This window comes from Xenorhabdus hominickii, assembly GCF_002632725.1.
GTDB classification, from domain to species: Bacteria; Pseudomonadota; Gammaproteobacteria; order Enterobacterales; family Enterobacteriaceae; genus Xenorhabdus; species Xenorhabdus hominickii.
Genome location: NZ_NJAI01000007.1, coordinates 47,001 through 66,941, shown reverse-complemented (window position 1 = coordinate 66,941; position 19,941 = coordinate 47,001). Strand labels below are relative to the sequence as shown.

Sequence of the window (19,941 nt, the reverse complement as noted above, 5' to 3'; positions counted from 1 at the left end):
TTTAACTTATTACGTGACTGCCATTTTTATAGGATTTTTTCATGCACATGGACCTTCTCTCCCCTGATTCGCTGCGCCAACTCATATCTGGCCTGTTTAATCAAAAGAATATTTTGGTGGGTGATGATGACGATTTAATTCGTAATGGATTGGATTCAATGCAAATAATGGCATTGTTAAATCAATTTAGACGCCAGGGGCATCGCGTCACTCTGCGCGAACTTTACCAAGAACCGACACTGCATGCCTGGAGCCAGCTCTTACAGTGCAATACACCACAATGTCATGCACCTGTCACTCAAACAGTGTCCCAAGATACAACGCCACAACCACGAATTGCAGATGCTTGCCCTTTCCCATTGACGGCAGTACAGCATGCTTATTTTGTCGGGCGTTCACCGGAACAAACGTTGGGAGGAATTGGTTGCCATTTGTATCAAGAGTTTGATGGTATCGGGCTGAAACCAGAACAATTGGAAACTGCGATTCATGTGCTGATTCAGCGGCATCCTATGTTACGAGTACGTTTTTTGCCAGATGGACGCCAGCAAGGCATGACCCATGCTTATTGGAAAAAATTAACCGTTCATGATTTACGCAGTTTGACAGAAAATGAACAGCAACGAGCTCTGAGCAACATACGTGAACAACTGAGCCACCGGGTATTACAGGTTGACGAAGGAGAAACTTTCGATATTCAACTTAGTCTGTTTGGTGACAATCAACACCGGCTGCATACCAATATCGACCTGTTGATCATGGATGCGGCCAGTTTCAGTCTGTTCTTTACCGAACTGGCCGCAGTAATTGCCAAACGCAGCCTGCCTGCTATTTCTTCTGACTATGATTTTTGCAGTTATCTAACGCAATATCAGGGCCAATTCGGGCAAGCCCGACAGGATGCCGAGGTATTTTGGCGTAGTCGGTTAGATACTTTGCCTCTTGCTCCCCAACTTCCTCTGGCTCGGGACCCAGCCCTAATAAAAGATGTCCGGATTCAGCGCAGACGTTTCTGTTTAGCACCTGAGCATTGGGAACGTTTTAAACATCTCGCACAGCAAAATGGGGTTACGCCAACCATGGCATTGGCGACTGCATTTGCCGCTTTATTATGTCGCTGGAGCAATTCAACACGCTTGTTGTTTAACCTAACGCTATTTGACAGAGCTTCACTGCATCCTGCGGTTGACAACATTTTGGCGGATTTTACCAACATTCTGCTGTTAGACATTCCCGGTGATAATTTACCGTTTTGCCAACTGGCTAAAGATGCACAGGCAACATTTGCCGAAGCTTACGAACATCGTCACTGGTCTGGTGTAGAAGTTTTACGTGAACTCAAGAAACGAGGTAACCATCCACACGGGGCGCCAATTGTATTTACCAGCAATTTAGGCCGTCCTTTATATGGTGAGAATACCCGTGATGTTCTGGGAAAACCAAGTTGGGGAATATCACAAACACCTCAGGTATGGTTGGATTTCGTCGCTTTTGAACATGAAAACGCGCTCAATATTCAGTGGGATAGCAACGATGAACTCTTCCCTGATGGCTTAATGGATACCTTATTCACTGCCTACCAAGGGCTTATTGAGAATCTGACAGAAAATGCTACACAGTGGAGCGAAAAGCTACCGGATCTGATGCCTGAATCGCAATACCATCTGCGTCATCAAATTAATAATACAGTTGAACCACTACCCGATGCCTTATTGCATGAGGACGTGTTTGCACAGGCAGAGCGCACTCCTAATGCTGTTGCGTTGGTAACTCACAATCAAAAAATGAGTTATGGCGAACTCAGTCTGGCAGCCCGTCAGTTAGCCGCTGTATTGCAAGAAATGTCGGTGATGCCGGGAGGCCGGGTTGCGATTAGTATGGAAAAAGGCATCGGACAAATTGTCGCTGTATTAGCCATACTCTATGCTGGCAGTGTTTACGTTCCCGTCCCTGTGGATCAGCCATTAAGCCGCCGTCGAGCTATCTGTGAAAGTGCCGGAATCAATATCGTTATCACTGATCCTGCACAGCAAAATACGGTGTGGTCACAGGATGTACACTGTGTTTCATGGCATCAGGATAAACAAGTATCCCCTTTAGCCAGCATGGCTAAACGTGAGGTAACCGATCCGGCCTATATCATCTATACCTCGGGTTCAACCGGGATACCAAAAGGTGTTGTGATCAGTCACCAAAGCGCTCTCAATACTTGTCTGGACATAAATCGTCGTCATCAGGTTCAAAGCAGTGACCGGTTGCTGGCACTCTCTGCCCTGCATTTCGACCTCTCTGTTTATGACATTTTTGGCATTCTCAGTACCGGTGGGGCACTGGTATTAATTAATGAAGCACAACGTCGTGATCCATCAACATGGGAAATGTTGATCGAGCAACATAACATTACGTTGTGGAACAGCGTACCAGCACTGTTCGATATGTTGCTGACCTATTGTGAAGGGATAGAGGTTGATGCGCCGAAAACGCTTCGTACCGTTATGCTGTCCGGTGATTGGGTCGGCTTGTCACTGCCTGAACGTTACCAGGCATTCAATCCTGATGGTGTACTCAGTGCCATGGGAGGAGCAACGGAAGCTGCTATCTGGTCGAATGAATATATTGTCAAAAAAGTTGACGCACAGTGGCGCTCTATTCCTTATGGTTATCCTTTGGCTAACCAGCGTTACCGTATCGTGGGTGAAGATGGCCGTGATTGCCCTGACTGGGTTGTTGGTGAACTTTGGATTGGTGGTGTCGGCGTCGCATTAGGCTATTTTAATGACGAAGAACGCACTGCGGCGCAATTCGTCGTTGATCAGGGAGAACGCTGGTATCGTACTGGTGATCTGGGCTGTTATCACCCCGAAGGCTGGCTTGAGTTTGTGGGACGCCGCGATAGTCAGGTCAAAATTGGTGGTTACCGCATTGAGCTAGGAGAAATAGATGCCGCCCTCAATCAAGTAACCGGTATTAGTAAAGGAGTTGCGTTGACCAGTGGCGAAAAAGATAAATCGCTGGTGGCGTTCCTTGAATTGGAAGGCGATGTTTTATGCCAACGCGTAAATCGTGCTCCACAGTTACCAACAAACTATCGTGAGCTGTTTCCTGCAATGCAGGCAATAACCAATAAGACGAGTCAACCTGATGATAGCCGCGAATTCCAAGTTGCAATATTCTTGCTGGAACATCTGTCTCGTTATGGTATTACGTTTACTTCACCACAATCGCTCACCGATTGCCTGAAACACTATCAACCTCAACCGGAATATCATGACTGGTTTGCCCGTATGCTGGCGTACCTTTGCCAGTGTAATCCATTGGAATGCAGTCTATTGGTTGAGTCTGCACATCACATATATCAGGCCGGATTGTCATCTTCTATATTAAGTCAGGCACTCAATAATGAAGCAGGATATATTCCTGAGCGTTGGCATTCTACGCTGCGTAATATTCTTACCGGACAACAAACAGCCGTCACATTACTTGATGATCCGCAATTCGCACCAGAGCAACAGCTCTTTGTATTGCCAGAAACTCAACAATGGCTGGCAGGATTAAAACAGGTCATTATTGCCCTTTCCCAACGGTTACAGCGCCCAGTTACCGTGATGGAGTTCGACGCCCGCAGTGGTCTCTGTGCCCAATGGCTGGCAGAACATATTACTGATCAACATCTATCCTATATCGGCTTTGAACGTTCTCAGGCAATGATTAACCAGATGCAAACCCGATTAAGTAACCACGCTCATGCATCAATAAAACACTGGCCTGAGCAAATTCCTGAGTCGCTACAACATCAGGCAGATATTATCCTGCTAAACAATGTATTACACCGAGAAACAGATCCAGCAAACTGCATCAAAGCGTTGATGCCTTTGGCACAACCCGGTGCATTGGTATTAGCAGTAGAGTTACATCATGCTTCCTCTATCTCTCTGATCACAACCGAGTTGCTCTCACCTCACGGTATTCAGCTACGTTCTGCATCACAGTGGTTATCTCTTCTCCCATTACAGACGGATACACCCATTACCTTTGGTAGCCTTAGTCTGTTATTGATGCAAGTAAGTGACAGCGTCACTATCCCTGATAGGGAAAAAATTAAGTCCGTACTGGCCCAATATTTGCCGGGATATATGATCCCACAGCGCTTGCATGTTATTCCCCGTCTGCCTCTGACACCTAACGGTAAAATCGACCGTAAGGCACTGGCTCAAGGTTTGCTGTTCAGTGCGAAAACCGAAACTGAGACAAACCAGAGTGACGTACTTTTGCTGAATGCAGAGGAACAAGCGGTGGCTGTCATTTGGCAACGATTGTTGAATACTGCGCAGCCAGATCGTAACAGCGACTTTTTCCAACTTGGTGGTGACAGTCTTTTAGCGACACGCCTGATAGGTGAACTGGCACAACAAGGTTTGAAAGGTGAACTCAGCCACCTTTTCCGTCATCCGCAATTAGCGACATTCACCGCGACACTTTCTCCTCTGCTTGATCCTCTGTCTGAAATTTCATCATCTAAAGAGCAGGATAAAGATGAATATCAACCTTTCCCATTGACCGAAGTTCAGCAAGCCTATCTGGTCGGGCGCCATCCTGGCTTTACCCTGAGTGGTGTTGGTGCGCACTTCTTTATCGAATACCGGATAGAACAACTGGATGTGCAACGTCTTAATCGGGTATTAAATCGCCTGATCCTGCGCCATCCGGTACTCAGAACTATTGTGATAAATGGACAGCAGCAGATATTAAAAAATGTTCCGCTTTTCTCTGTTAAACAACACCAATTTGCTGTTCTCAGTGAAGCAGACACACTACGCGACCGTCTGTCACATCAGGTATTGGATGTCAGTCACTGGCCGGTATTCGATTTCCAACTGGCACAAGACAACAACCTTGTCTCCCGGCTATTTGTCAGTCTGGATAATTTGCTGTTAGATGGATTGAGCATGCAAATATTGCTGGCTGAATTAGAACAGCTATACCTTGACGAGCAACACGAATTGCCGCCACTGAACGTCACATTCCGGGATTGTGTGTTACGTCAGCAACAAACACCGACGCATCAGAATTCGCTGCAATATTGGCAGGAGCAAGTAAAGACATTACCACTGGCTCCGCAATTACCATTGCGTATTGCACCAGAAAGTGTTCAATCACCGCGTTTTGTTCGCTATAGCGATCGGTTATCTGCACATGAATGGAATCAGTTAAAGCAACATGCTGCACCTCATCAGATAACCCCTTCTGCGCTCCTCATTGCGGCTTATGCGGCTGTTCTGTCCGCTTTCAGCACCAAGCCGGAATTAACCCTTAACCTTACTCTTTTCGATCGCCCACACTGGCACGAAGATATTAAACATATTCTGGGAGATTTCACTTCACTGTCACTACTGGCCTGGCACCCGGAGAAAAACTGGTTATCAAGTACACGACGGTTGCAACAACAGTTATGGCAGGATCTGGATCACCGTCATATTTCAGCGATCAAAGTGATGCGTGAACTTGCTCAGAGCCGTGGCCCTGATGCTGCCATTATGCCGGTCGTTTTCACCAGTGCTTTGGGAACCCATGAAGGGAAATTCCTTTCACATTCATCATGGATGAAACCGGTTTGGGGTATCTCGCAAACGCCACAAATCTGGCTGGATCATCAGGTTTATGAATCTGATAACGAGCTTTGCCTGAACTGGGATGCGGTTGAAGAATTATTTGAGCCACATCAGTTACAAAACATGTTCAACAGCTATATGGCGCTATTGCGCACCCTCGCTGCACAACCAGAGAGCTGGCATTCTGCGTTGGAACAACTGATACCACGCCAGCAATGCCTGATGATTGAAGATAATACGGTTGAAGATAACGCTACTGTGGCTATTGCGTCATCACCACGTTTGGAAGGATTCGATCTACAAGTACGCCATGAAATATGCAGTGAAACATGCAGCGAAATTCAACGCCTGTTTTTATCTGTCATAAATCAACCTATCAATGCACAACAGAACTTTTTCGAGGCTGGAGCCAACTCACTACAACTAATTCAATTGCATAGTCAATTACAACATGCGGGTTTCCAGCATCTTTCCGTTACTGATTTATTTGCTTATCCAACACCAGAGACGCTCAGTTTGCGTTGCCGAAAAGACACCCAAGACGAAAATTGCCAGTCGATTACTCTTCGTCAGCGTCAACAACAAAAGCGTTTGCAACAACGGGAAAAACGTCATAAAGGAGCTGCACAATGACTGATTTAACGCCTCACTACGATAATTGTGATCCCATCGCAGTGATTGGCCTTGCCTGCCGCTTTCCGCAGGCACCTGATAGCGATATTTTCTGGCACAACCTGCAACATGGGGTTGAGTGTACTACCACACTCTCCCGTCAAACATTATTGGATGCAGGTATTCCTCCTGAAGTCATTGATAGTGAAAATTTTGTCAACCAGGCAGCGATATTGGAGAACGCGGAACAATTTGACGCTACACTGTTTGGCTATTCACGTCAGGAAGCAGAAATGCTCGATCCTCAGCAACGTCTGTTCCTGCAAACAGCCTGGCATGCGCTTGAACATGCCGGTTATTCACCGCGTAATATACACCTGAAAACAGGTGTTTTCGGTAGTAGCCGGGTCAGTACTTGGCCTTCATGGTCACAATTCACTATGACCGATGTTGGCAAAGTGAAAGGGCTACAGGCGCTGATGAGTAATGACAAAGATTACCTTGCGACTCGTACTGCTTATAAATTAAATCTGAAAGGCCCCGCCTTAACAATACAAACAGCGTGTTCAAGTTCACTGGTTGCTGTACATATGGCTTGTGAAAATCTGCGTTCCGGTGAATGTGACATGGCACTGGCTGGTGGTGTGGCAGTTTCTTTCCCACAAGAAAGCGGCTATTTGTATCAACCGGGGATGATCTTCTCACCTGATGGACATTGCCGTCCCTTTGATAGCCAAGCAAATGGCACCTATGGCGGCAATGGTGTTGGTGTTGTCACGCTGAAACGTCTGAGTGATGCGTTACGCGATGGTGATCCTATCATGGCGGTATTGCGTGGCAGTGCCATTAATAACGATGGCAACGAAAAAGTTGGCTTTACTGCCCCTTCGGTTAATGGTCAGCGCAGCGTTATTACTGAAGCATTACAACTAGCAGATATCAGCGTTGATGATATCGGCATGATTGAGGCACATGGTACAGGTACACCACTTGGTGATCCGATAGAAGTTGACGCTTTACGCAGCATATTCTGTGACCGTAGTGTAGCAGTACCGCCTTGTTATCTTGGTTCAGTAAAAAGCAACATAGGACATCTTGATACTGCCGCAGGTATTGCCAGCTTGATCAAAGCAGTTTTGTCTGTCTGGCATGGTTACATTCCACCAACGATTAATGTACAGCAACCAAATCCGGCATTACGACTGGAGCAAAGCCCATTCAAGCTGGCAACACAAGGGCAACAATGGCCGCAAGAATTGCGTACCGCTGGCGTTTCTTCATTTGGTATTGGCGGCACCAACTGCCATATCGTAGTGCAATCATTGCCTGAAGAATTGCATCATCGCTGTGTCAATCATTCTCAGGATCAGACACAAACCACGCCTTTGTTGCTCTCTGCCGCTTCTGAATCCTCATTGTGTCAATTGGCCCAACGTTACGCGACTGCATTGACATCAGAAAATCACGCCTATCTGGCCTGGACTGCATTGCAGGGTCGCGATCTTTCACTGCCCTGGCGTTTAGCGCTGACATTAACCCCACAAGATGCTGAAAAAAGTGCAGCAAGCTTGTCTGCCTTTGCGAATCATAGCCCAACACCAGATATTTTTAGCGGACAAGCCAGGAGAGGAAGTAAACAACTGTGGCAATTCAGCGGTCAGGGCTGTCAATGGTCTGGCATGGGAAAAGTCTTGTATGCCAGTTCTCCTGTTTTCTCCGCTATGCTGGATCGTTGTTGTATCGCTTGTGCCTCTGAATTGACTCTGCCATTAAAAGCAGTGATGTTCGGAGAATATGATGCCGCATTAGCCACCACTGAATACGCACAACCAGCAATTGTGGCGCATCAAATTGCGTTGGCTGCACATTGGCGAGCGCTTGGATTAAAGCCTGATTATGTACTGGGGCACTCTGTCGGAGAATTCGCCGCTGCCGTTGTTGCCGGAATTTTTACGCCTGAACAAGTGATGCCGTTAGTCGCAGTACGGGGCAAGTTGATGCAAAAATGCGCCCAAGAAGGCGCAATGTTGGCAGTGTTTGCCAACGAAGACGATATTCTTCCCTTGACTCATTCACTGGTATTGGATTTGGCGGTTTGTAATGGCCCACAACACTGGGTTTGGGCTGGTACAGAAACGGAAATTAACACACTGGCACAACGTCTGGAACAGCAGCAGATTCGTTACCAGCGTCTTAACGTTGCCTGTGCAGCACATTCAGCCATGCTTGAACCAATTCTGGAGGAATTTTCTCAGCGTCTTTCTCAGCATAATAGCCAGTTACAGCCTGCATCGGGAGAAATTCCGCTGATTTCTACCCTAACCGCTAATATTGCAACTTCTGAGCAATTAGGTTCACCAGACTACTGGCGTAATCATATGCGTCAGACGGTGCGTTACCATCAAGCCATTGAGGTTGCTCGCCAGCAAGGTGTGGCATTATTCGTAGAGTTCGGCGCTGATGCTCAGCTAACGGGCATCGGGCGGCGTAGCGGTTTACCGCAGGAAACATGGGTTGCAGGTGCACATCGTCAAAGTTCCCCAGAGACAGATCAGCAAGCTGCGCTAATGCAATTTTACTGTGCCGGTGCACAACTTGATTGGCAGCGTCTTTTCCCGTTTAGTGGGATAAAATGCCATGCACCACTCTATCCATTTGATAAACAGCATTACAGCTTCGCCGCTGCCAAATCTGAACAACATTCAGCCAATACTAATGTTGGGCTTGATGTCAATTCTCTGCTTGATCCTGCCATTGAGCAAAACTTCAATGCAGCAATACTCCGGGCGCTGTATACCGATGCTCTGATATATCAATGTCATGGACACGAAGCTGAACAAGGTTTCAGTGCTATCGACACGATTCGCGCCGGCCGATTGCAACCTTGCTGGCGCCCTTTGCTGGAGCAATTATTGAACCATTGTGTTCAGCAAGGCTATTACCAGAAAGTTCCCGGGCCAACAGTAAGTAAAATATATCGTCCTCACCGTGTCTTGCCGTATGCCAAACGCCGCTTATTGGAAGCGAATTTACTCACTGATTTTCCTGCATTGATCCATGCTGGTGAACGCTTATTCGCACTGATGAGTGATCGGACTGATCTGCCCCGCCAATTAGTGGTATCTCCGGCTACGACAAAATCATGGCTTCCTGCACCACAACCATGTCCTGATACTCACTATGCCCTGAATTGGTGCACAATAAATACTGTAGATAAACCAAATACTGCGGATAAGCAAAGATCTTCAACGGCATATACCCTTCGTTCGTCAACAGTGAATGGTTCGATTATTCAATATTGGCGTCAGGCAGGTATTGATTTGCAACCTGAAAGCGAAAATACGTTATTACTGCTCCAGGGCCATGATGTTGTTGAATTGTGTGATCAGGTCATTAGAGAATTAAAACGTGATGAAAAAATATCCTTAACCGTTGTAACTTGCTGCGCTCAATCTGAAAGTACCTTATCAAAAGAGGATATCAATCCCGCTCAATATGCTATCTGGGCATTGTTGCGTGTTGCGGTTGAAGAGTATCCCCATCGGCGTATTCAGGCGATTGATATCGCTGATATCAACGATACTGACGCTTTGTCATTAGCATTTGGTTATCTGGATAAACAGCATCGCTGGCTGAGAGTACGCGGAAATCAAGTCGCTACCCCTATTTTACAGCGTCAACCTTTACCATTATCGCAACAGCCGATGTCGATTCCTCATCGGGGCTGGCATATTGTTACCGGTGGCATGGGGGGGATCGGGCAAATTTCCATTCGTTGGTTGCTGACTCAAGGCGCTCGTAAAATTGCCGTGTTTGCCCGCCGCAAACATGCAGAGTGGGATGCTGTTGTACAAGAGTTATCACTGAATACCGAATGCGAAATACGCTGGATTAATGTTGATGTCACTGACACACCAGCCTTGTTAAACGCGGTGCAAACACTGGCACAAGAAGATGGTATCGCGGGTGCGATTCATGCCACTGGTATTGCTGATCACACCCCGCTGGCAAAACTTGAGCATCAGCATCTGTCACAAATGTTAGCCGTCAAAGCCCAGAGTGCCTTAACATTGCAATCTGTACTTCAGCAACATAATGCGCAATATCTGCTGCTGCACTCTTCTGCCGCCTCAATGCTAGGTGCTCAGGGTCAAGGAGCCTATGCAATCGCCAACGCTTGTCTGGAGTCTTTAGCGCTGACAGCAACCGAGCCATTGATGGTAAAAACATTAGTTTGGGGCGTTTGGGGTGGCATTGGCATGGCCAGCGACCGACGATTAGTGGAAAAATTAGCACAAGATGGCATGTTACCGTTCAGCGTCAATGAGGGTATTTGGCATCTCAATCAATCTCTGCATACCACCTCTCCTTGCTATCTGGCAATGCGGTTAGATGAACATCATCCTGATATTTTGCGACGCTTACAGACTGGCACCGCCCATACGGTTGCAACATCTTCACTCTCCGCCGGTAATACACTTTATCAAGACAGTAAACAACGGCTTAACTGGCTGCGTAATAGTATCGCGACATTATTGCGCTTAGAACAGCCTGAAAGTTTGGAGCCACAACAGGATTTATTGCAATTCGGTTTGGATTCCCTTCTGTTCCTCGAACTGAATACAGTGATCCACCAGCAATTTGGTTTCAGATTAACCGCAGAATTGGCTTATCAGAATATGACGCTGGAAGGGATTAATGCACTCATCGGAGACGCATTGCCTGAGCACCCTATCTCCTCTGTTCAATCTGCGATCATGATTGACAGTACTCAACATCATGAGCCATTTCCTCTGACGCCAATTCAGCATGCTTACTGGATTGGCCGTACTCAAGCCATTGATTTTGGTGGTGTGGCTTGTCACGTTCTGTTTGAATGGGATCTGGCCCTGAATGGTTTTGATATCTTACGTTTTGAGAAGGCATGGAATGCTTTAATTCAGCGTCACGGCATGTTGCGCATGATTGTGGATGAAGATGGGCAACAAAAAATTCTGCCTGAAACGCCTTGGTATGCTTTATCACAAGATGATTTGCGAACACTAGACGATACCACCTGTGAGCAGGCTTTGTCTCGGCGTCGTCATGCTTTATCCTATCAAGTGCCACCTGCGGAACAGTGGCCACTATTTGAAGTTTCTGTTTCGCTGTTACCGAATGAGTGTTGCCGCTTACATATGAATCTGGACCTGTTGCAGTTCGACGTACAGAGTTTCCGGATCATGATGGACGATCTACAACGGGCTTATCACCAACAACCATTGGCTCCACAAGCATTTACTTTCCGCGATTATGTGATGACAGAACAAGCGCAACGCGAAAGTAAAGAATGGCGAGCATCATGGGCATACTGGCAAGAACAATTACTCTTACTGCCACCGGCACCTAGATTGCCGTTGAACCCACAACTGCCTCAGCGTAGTCAGCCACAATTCACGACTTATGAAGGTCGGCTGGCACAATCAGACTGGCAACGACTTAAACAAAGCTGGAAAAAATGGGGTGTGACACCATCTGCGGGTTTGTTGACACTGTTTGCCCATACGCTTGAATGGTACAGCCGTCATCCGCTGTTTACCCTCAATCTGACTTTTTTTAACCGACAGCCTTTCCATCCAGAGGTTCAGGAGCTGATTGGTGATTTTACCTCAGTCATGTTGATGGATTTTGATTTACGCAAAACAACTTCCCTGCGTGCCAGTATGGAAAAAACGCAGGCCTTGCTTTGGCAGCGCCTGAGTCATAGTCATGTCAATGGGGTTGAAGTGTTACGGGAACTTGGTCGCCTGCAAAATGGTGAAACCCAAAACAGACAACCACTAACGCCTGTCGTTTTCACCAGTATGTTGGGAATGGCACAAGAAGGTGTCGCAATCAAACAATCCATCACTCAATTACTGGGTGATCCGGTCTTTGTTCTGAGCCAAACCCCACAAGTGTGGCTGGATCATCAGGTTATGGAAGTGGACGGTGAGCTGCTGTTCAACTGGTATTGCATGGATGATGTGTTAGAGCCGGGGGTTATTGAAGCACTGTTTGCCGCTTACAACGCGTTGTTAATGCAAATAATACAAATTTGCCACCAGCCTGAACGCTTAGAGCATCATGATCTTTGTTCACCACCTGCCGGACAAACACGTTATGACTTCTGGCCACAACATCCTGAATTTCGTCAGACTGAACAATATCTGCGTTCTCAGCCTGAAATACGGCTGGCAGAAATTCAGCCACGTCAGGATGACACTCATGGTTACAATTTATGGCTGGTGGCAGAAGATAATTTGTCATTATCATTGCCAGAACCACTGGTTATAAACACCGAAGTCTTACCGCTACCAACATTAGCGGAACAACAAGCATTTGAACATTCTTGGCAATATATTGAGCAACAAGCATTATTGGGTCTGGGACAAACTTTACTGCGCCATAACTTGTTCTCTTATTCAACAGAATGTCACTCTCGTGAAGAGATCGAACAACGCTTACAACTGGCACCACAATATCAACGCCTGCTTGCCCAATGGCTTGCGTTATTAAGCAAACAAGGATTTATTGAAAAAATCGGTGACGGATACCGTTGTTTGCAACCTCTCAGCCAGATTCCTGCCCCTACGGCAAAACTGGATGATGCCGTGTGGTGCCAAACTATCAGCCGTTATATAGCAACATGTATTGAACAACATGATCCCCTGCTTGCCGGACGAACCAATGCTTTGGAATTGTTGTTTGCCGATAAACAAACCACAACCAGCCTCTACAGTGAGAACCCTGCGTTACGTTGCCTGAACCAAACTGCTGCTGAAATTGTCCGGCAATTGAGCCAGACATCCGAACATTTCACGGTACTGGAAGTGGGTGCCGGAACAGGAGCCACTTCAGAAAGAGTTCTTCAACATAATTCTCAATCCATTGAGAGTTATCACTTTACTGATGTTTCACCACTATTTTTGGATGATGCACGCCAATTATTCAACCACTACGGCGAAACCGTAAAATTTGCTTTGTTCGACATTAATCAGCGCATTGATTTTAGCCAACATCCTGAATCTGGTTATGACCTGATTATGGCGGTTAACGTCTTACATGATGCCATTCATCTGCGAAATACCCTGAAACGCCTGTCCCGATTACTGAAATCCGGCGGATGGTTGCTGATTATTGAATCCACCAAGCGCGAAAGTGCCATGCAACTCGCCAGTGTCGGATTTATTGAGGGCATTAACGCCTGGGCCGACGATCGCGGTGATGATAAAAATAATAGCGCATTGCTGGAACTTGCCGACTGGCGTAAGTGCCTGGAAAAGTCCGGTTATCGGGTTTCACTGGAATGGCCGGGACAAGACGGACCAGAACTGCATCAACAACTGATTCTGGCGCGGGCAGAACAGCAGGCACGGCTGAATATCAGTGAAATTGCGGCACAATTTTCTACCTTGCCTTACTCATTGCATATTCAGCAGCAAGAGCAGTTACCGTTGGCTGCATTACCATCAATAACACTGCCATCGATAGTGACCACCAAAGAGAGCACAGTACAACCGTTAACCACGGAAGCGGTGCAACCGGAAACAAAAGATGATCCACTCCATGATATTGAACAGCAGGTAATTGCGCTCTGGAGTTCATTGTTGCCTCAGTTAATACAGCGTCACAGTGACTTTTTCCAAAGTGGTGGTGACAGTTTGATTGCGACCCGCATGATAGTGCAACTACGCCGCCAAGGTTACAAACAAGCCAATCTTCAACAGTTGTTTGAACATCCTAAATTGAGTGAATTTTGCCGTACTCTGCGGGTTGTTGAGACAAATTCAGTGGCATTGGCAACACCGCATCAAACTGAGCCAGCATCAGAACAGATGCTGCCACTCACCCCCCTGCAATATGCTTATTGGTTGGGAGAGAGCCAACTGTTCCAGTTTGGTAATGGTATCGCCCACTTCTACGCTGAACTGGCTATCGACAAGCTTGATCTGCCTCGTTTTACTGCCGCCTGGAACCGTGTGATAAACCATCATGCGCAATTACGCGGTTATGTGAAAGAGGGGCAATATCATATTCTGCCGGAAGTTCCCTGTTATACACCGACAGTTATTGATTGCCGTAACATGATACCGAATGAACGTGAAACACAACTGAATAACGCCCGCGAGACTCTGCGTATTCAAGGTGTTCCCAGCAACAACTGGCCGCTGTTTGATTTAACGCTGTACCATACCGATGACCGGACGCATCTATTGCACCTGACCATCGACCTGCTGGTAGCGGACGGGAAGAGCCTGACGTTGATTTTGCGTGATTTACACCATTGGTATCAGCAATCTGATTGGCAGCCAGAGCCACCGACAGCGGTTATTGGTGACTATATTCAGGCACTGGAGAATGAAAAAACCGAAGAAACCTGGCAACAAAGCCGACAATACTGGTTAGATCGTTTGCCTTCACTGCCCGATGCACCAGTATTACCACTGAAAGATCACCAGTCACAGCAACTGGATCAACAGTGCCTGACAGGATATATCAGCCCACAACAATGGCAGTGTTTGCAGCAACGCGCAGCAGAACACCGGGTATCGCCATCACAAGTGATGCTCACACTATTTGCTCATGTTTTGTCAGTATGGAGTAACAGCGAGCATTTCACTATTAATGTTTTGCATGGCAACCGCCTGTTAATGCCACAACATTGCGATATGTTAGTCGGCAATCTGTCTACTACCTCATTGTTGGAAGTGGATTTACGTAATATCACAGGGTTCAACGATGCGATAAACCAGATACAAAAACAATGGTTAGCTGATCTTCAACATGCGCTGTTTGACGGGCAATTGGTACTCAGAGAAAAAAATCAGCACCGCCACAACCTGAACGCCGGCATGCCGATCGTATTCAACGATACAACTGGTACTGCGGGTAAAGGGCCATCAGGATTAGGAACACTGAATCTCTTTGGTGCGCAAACACCCCATGTTTATCTCGACTGTATGCTCATTTCCGGCGCAGAAGGCAGTGTCACCATACAATGGGCGATCTTGCCGCAACTGTTCCAGCCCCAAGTTGCAGAAAACATGTTTGCCCATTATCAAGCCAGTATCGTTGCACTGCTCGAACCGGATTACCAATGGAGCACCCCGCTTCCTGAATGGCTCCCGGCAAATGATCGCGCTTTGTGCCAGAACAGTAATGCGACAAAGAGTGATTTTCCACCACACACCCTTTGCTCGCTGATTGAACAGGCTGTGAATCGTTATCCACAACATACGGCTGTGGTAGATGCTTCTCGCCAGATCGACTATCGCACTTTGTGGTCACAAAGCCTGACACTGGCGGCTCATCTGCAAGCACAGGAAAATCAAGATTCATCTTTGATTGGTATAGTGATGGAAAAAGGCTGGGAACAGGTTGTCGCGGTTATTGCAATTCTATTGGCAGGACGCGCTTATCTGCCTATTGATGCCAGCTACCCACAACAGCGGATTCATCAGCTATTGGCATCAGGGAAAGTTGATACCGTATTGACACAACCCAAGTTTGCACAACAGATGGGCTGGCCTGACAATGTGCAAGTCCTCTCTCTGGATGAAACGTTGCTTAACAACTTGCCAGTCACCAGCGGGCCGCGTTTATCTGTACAACCTGAAGATCTGGCTTATGTCATATTCACCTCAGGTTCTACCGGAAAACCGAAAGGCGTGATGATAGATCATCAGGGCGCAGTCAATACGATTATTGATATTAACCAACGTATCGCACTCAATGAGCACGATAGCGTACTGGCAATCTCAGAGTTAACCTTCGATCTCTCAGTCTATGATCTATTCGGCACGCTGAGCCGTGGGGCAAAATTGGTCATGCCTTCTCCCGGTGACAGTAAGCAACCCGACAAATTACTGGCATGGTTACAACAAGAATTGGTTACTGTTTGGAACTCAGTTCCGGCATTTGTGCAACTGCTTGAAGAATATGCCCTCAGCTATCCGCATTCCCTGAACAGTCTGCGCTGGATACTAATGAGTGGTGATTGGATACCGACTCATTTACCGGCCAAATTACATGCTCTTCATCCCGCACTTAACTTGCTGAGTTTGGGCGGTGCAACCGAAGCATCAATCTGGTCTATTGCCTATCCTATCACACAGGTCGATCCGAATTGGCGCAGTATTCCATATGGTAAGCCTCTGGATAATCAGACTTTCTATGTGCTTAATGCAGCACTTTCGCCTTGTCCTGTCTGGGTAACTGGTGAGCTTTATATTGGTGGGCAAGGACTGGCTTTGGGTTATTGGACTGACACTGAAAAAACAGAACTCGCATTTATCACGCATCCTCAAACGGGTGAGCGGCTTTATCGCACAGGTGACTTAGGGCGCTGGCGGCCGGACGGTAACATCGAATTTCTGGGGCGCAATGATCACCAGATTAAAATTCGGGGCTACCGGATTGAATTAGGCGAAATTGAGCATCGTTTATGTGAACATCCTGCAATACAACAAGCGTTAGTGTTTGCACATACGACACCAACCGGCGCATTACAACTGGTTGCTGGCTTACGTTTAACTAACAACGCACCAATATCTACCGAGCTTTTACCAGTACTGCCTCACTGGTTGCAGCAAACTCTGCCGGTTTGGATGTGCCCACAGAGATTTGTCATTCTCGATACGATACCTGTATCCGACAACGGTAAAATTGACAGACGCACATTGGCTACTCTGGTTGAAAAAGCGCAAGAAGTTAACTCAACGCCATCAGCGGCTCTCAGTACAATAGGACACACGATATTAAGCCTGTGGGAATCAGTATTAGAGCAACAAGGTATCAACGTGCACGAGAGTTTCTTTACCCTTGGGGGAGATTCTTTGGCAGCCGTACGGTTAATGGTGAAAATCAACCAGACATTTAATCGCCAGTACCCGCTCAGCCTGCTACAAACTTACGATACCGTACATTCATTGGCTGAATTTATTGAGCATCAACCGGAAAATACTTTCCAAAGTGTGATACTGAACGAGGGAAATGTTGAACAACCTGCATTGTTCATCGTCCATCCTATTGGCGGACATCTGTTGGGGTATCGTCATCTGGCGGCTAATTTCGGCGATCAACGCCTGATTGGATTGGCATTTTCACCAGATAACCTGAATATCGATAAGCCTTCCGTTGCAGCATTGGCGGCTGACTATATCAATCAAATCCGTACCTTCCAGCCTAAAGGCCCTTATACACTGGCTGGCTGGTCTTTCGGCGGATTGGTGGCCTATGAAATGGCACATCAATTACGTGTTGCGGGTGAACACGTTTCTCATTGCATCCTGATTGATAGTTTCTCCCCAAATACACGCTCTGATCTGACGCAGGATGATATATTCTGCCACCGTCATTTCCTGCTCGATTTACAGGGACAATTCCCAGACTTGGCACTGGATAACCACGCGATCGCAGCCGATACTGAAACATTCCTGCAAGCGCTGCATGAAGCCTTACCGCAATCAGTACAGATTGATGGCTCACTGACTGAGCTTTATACCGTATGGCACCATAATCTGCGTGCATTACTTGACTATTGTCCACCACAAAGTTCACAACCTTTCAGCCTTATCCGGGCCATGCAGGCGTTACCTGATTTTATGGATTATCTCGATCCAACAACAATCACCTCAATGGATCTCGGCTGGCAAGCGTTCGGGCCAGTCAACGTGACACAACTTGATGGTAATCACTACAGCTTATTCCAACACAAACATGTCAGCTCTCTGGTTATGTGTCTGAAAAACATTCTGTGTTCAGTCCCGACTATTGAGCCTGTTAAGGAGAACATATGATAAAGCCACGGCGGGTTCTGATTGTAGGTGCCAAATTTGGCGAACTGTACCTTAATGCGTTCCTGCAACCTCGGCCAGATCTGGAACTGGCCGGTATTCTGGCACAGGGAAGCCCTCGCTCACAGCAATTGGCCCGTGATTTCAATGTGCCACTGTTCCGCTCACTGGATGAATTGCCGGATGATATTGATATTGCTTGTGTGGTCATACGTGCAGAAGTTATCGGGGGCAAAGGTGATCAATTAACTCAGGCATTATTGGCACGGGGTATTTCTGTTATTCAGGAACATCCCCTTGATGCAGAAGCTATCAAAAGACATCAGGCAACCGCTGATAAACATGGTGTTATATTTTGGGTCAATAGCTTTTACAGCCAATGCCATACCGGCAGAAGCTGGTTGCATGCGGCGCACCAGATCAGTCAATTATCACAACAACACCCGATAAATGGCTATCTGACAACCAGCCGTCAACTACTGTTTTCCGCCATTGATCTGTTGTTACAGGCCTGTCATTGCCCGGAACAAATAGAGATAACCTATATGGGGCAACGGGGTCATGCATTTCATTGCTTTGAACTGAGTTTGGCGGGAACAACCATAACGTTGGATGTTCAGTCCTATCTGGACCCCAGAGATCCCGATATGCATAACCTTGTCATGCACAAGATGACGCTGATTTGGCCTGCGGGTTATCTGACGCAGGAAGCCAGTTATGGGCCGGTGATCTGGACACCGGTTCTTCATGCCCCTAATCATCTGAATAGTGACCAGAGCCTCTATCTGACTGCCAGTCAGCCGGATGGAGCTTATCAACACCAAACAACATCTCACGTTCTTTGTCCGGCAACCAAAGACTGGATGACAGCATTTGAATGTGATGGTGCTGAAGGCGTGGCATTTCTACTCAACACCTTAAGTTCTGTATTGAATGGCGCACTTTGCCCCCCTGCTTTCAGTGACGGCTACCAATTACGGTTAGCAGGCTTATGGCAACAGATTTTGCGCATGATGGGAGAACCTGTTACTCAGGATTTACAGCCCCCGGTCTGGATTGATCCGGCTCAATTGATGCTCATTAAGGAAGAATGCTGATGAAATGGGCACTCCCTGCGCATCCGATGATTCGCCCGTGTCTGACACCCCGTGGCGAGCCCAAATATACCCTATTAATCTGCCCCTTTGCCGGGGGCAGCAGCAGCGCATTTCGCCAATGGTCTACTCTGGAAAACCCAGATATCGCCGTTTCATTGGTGATTTATCCCGGACGTGACAGCCGCATGAATGAACATGCAGTCACCAGAATTGCGCCATTAGCCCAATCACTTTCTGATCTGATCGTGTCACTCACGCCAGCACAGAGAGAGAACCTGATACTGGTTGGTCACAGTATGGGGGCCCAGGTCGCTTTTGAAACTTGCCAACGCCTTGAACAACATGATTGTTCTCCTAAAGCACTGGTACTTTCTGGGTGTCATGCCCCCCATCTTCAATCCCGCCGTCAATTGAGTGGATTACCAGAGCATGAATTCATTGAACAACTGATTGATATCGGTGGTTGCAGCCCGATGTTACGGGAAGATCCCGGATTACTGGCGCTGTTCTTACCCATGCTGCGTGCTGACTTCTGGGCTACGGAACATTATCACCATGTTATTCAATCCGATTCAGTAAAACTGCAAACACCAACCCTGTTGCTTTATGGTCACGAAGACAAAGAGGCTTCCGGTCTGGAAGTTGAGCAGTGGCACCATTGGCTTGCCGGTGACAAGCAAAACCTTTCGTATTGCTGCCAAGAGATTGCCGGCAGTCATTTTTATATCACGCAAGAGCCGCAAAGTTTTATTCGTCACGTTACACAATTTATGCAATATGTTTATCCACAGGAGTTCGCATAATGGC

At 47.1% G+C, this 19,941-nt stretch carries 4 protein-coding genes; all 4 read left to right on the top strand.

The window, feature by feature from the left end:
• Positions 1–41: 41 nt before the first annotated feature.
• From Xhom_RS49530 to Xhom_RS49515, 4 genes are read left to right on the top strand one after another with little or no spacing between them, the layout of a single operon-like run.
• Positions 42–6,242 (top strand): non-ribosomal peptide synthetase, encoded by a 6,201-nt coding sequence (locus Xhom_RS49530; protein WP_069315707.1) that lies wholly within the window; start codon positions 42–44, stop codon positions 6,240–6,242.
• The gene (locus Xhom_RS49525; protein ID WP_069315706.1) at positions 6,239–18,040 is read left to right on the top strand and encodes a hybrid non-ribosomal peptide synthetase/type I polyketide synthase; all 11,802 of its coding nucleotides are present in this window, start codon (positions 6,239–6,241) and stop codon (positions 18,038–18,040) included. Before Xhom_RS49530 ends, Xhom_RS49525 begins: the two co-directional genes overlap by 4 nt.
• Positions 18,037–19,134 (top strand): Gfo/Idh/MocA family oxidoreductase, encoded by a 1,098-nt coding sequence (locus Xhom_RS49520; protein WP_069315705.1) that lies wholly within the window; start codon positions 18,037–18,039, stop codon positions 19,132–19,134. Before Xhom_RS49525 ends, Xhom_RS49520 begins: the two co-directional genes overlap by 4 nt.
• Complete coding sequence (locus tag Xhom_RS49515; RefSeq protein ID WP_418384822.1) at positions 19,134–19,937, top strand: thioesterase II family protein; 804 nt, start codon at positions 19,134–19,136, stop codon at positions 19,935–19,937. Before Xhom_RS49520 ends, Xhom_RS49515 begins: the two co-directional genes overlap by 1 nt.
• Positions 19,938–19,941: the final 4 nt, after the last annotated feature.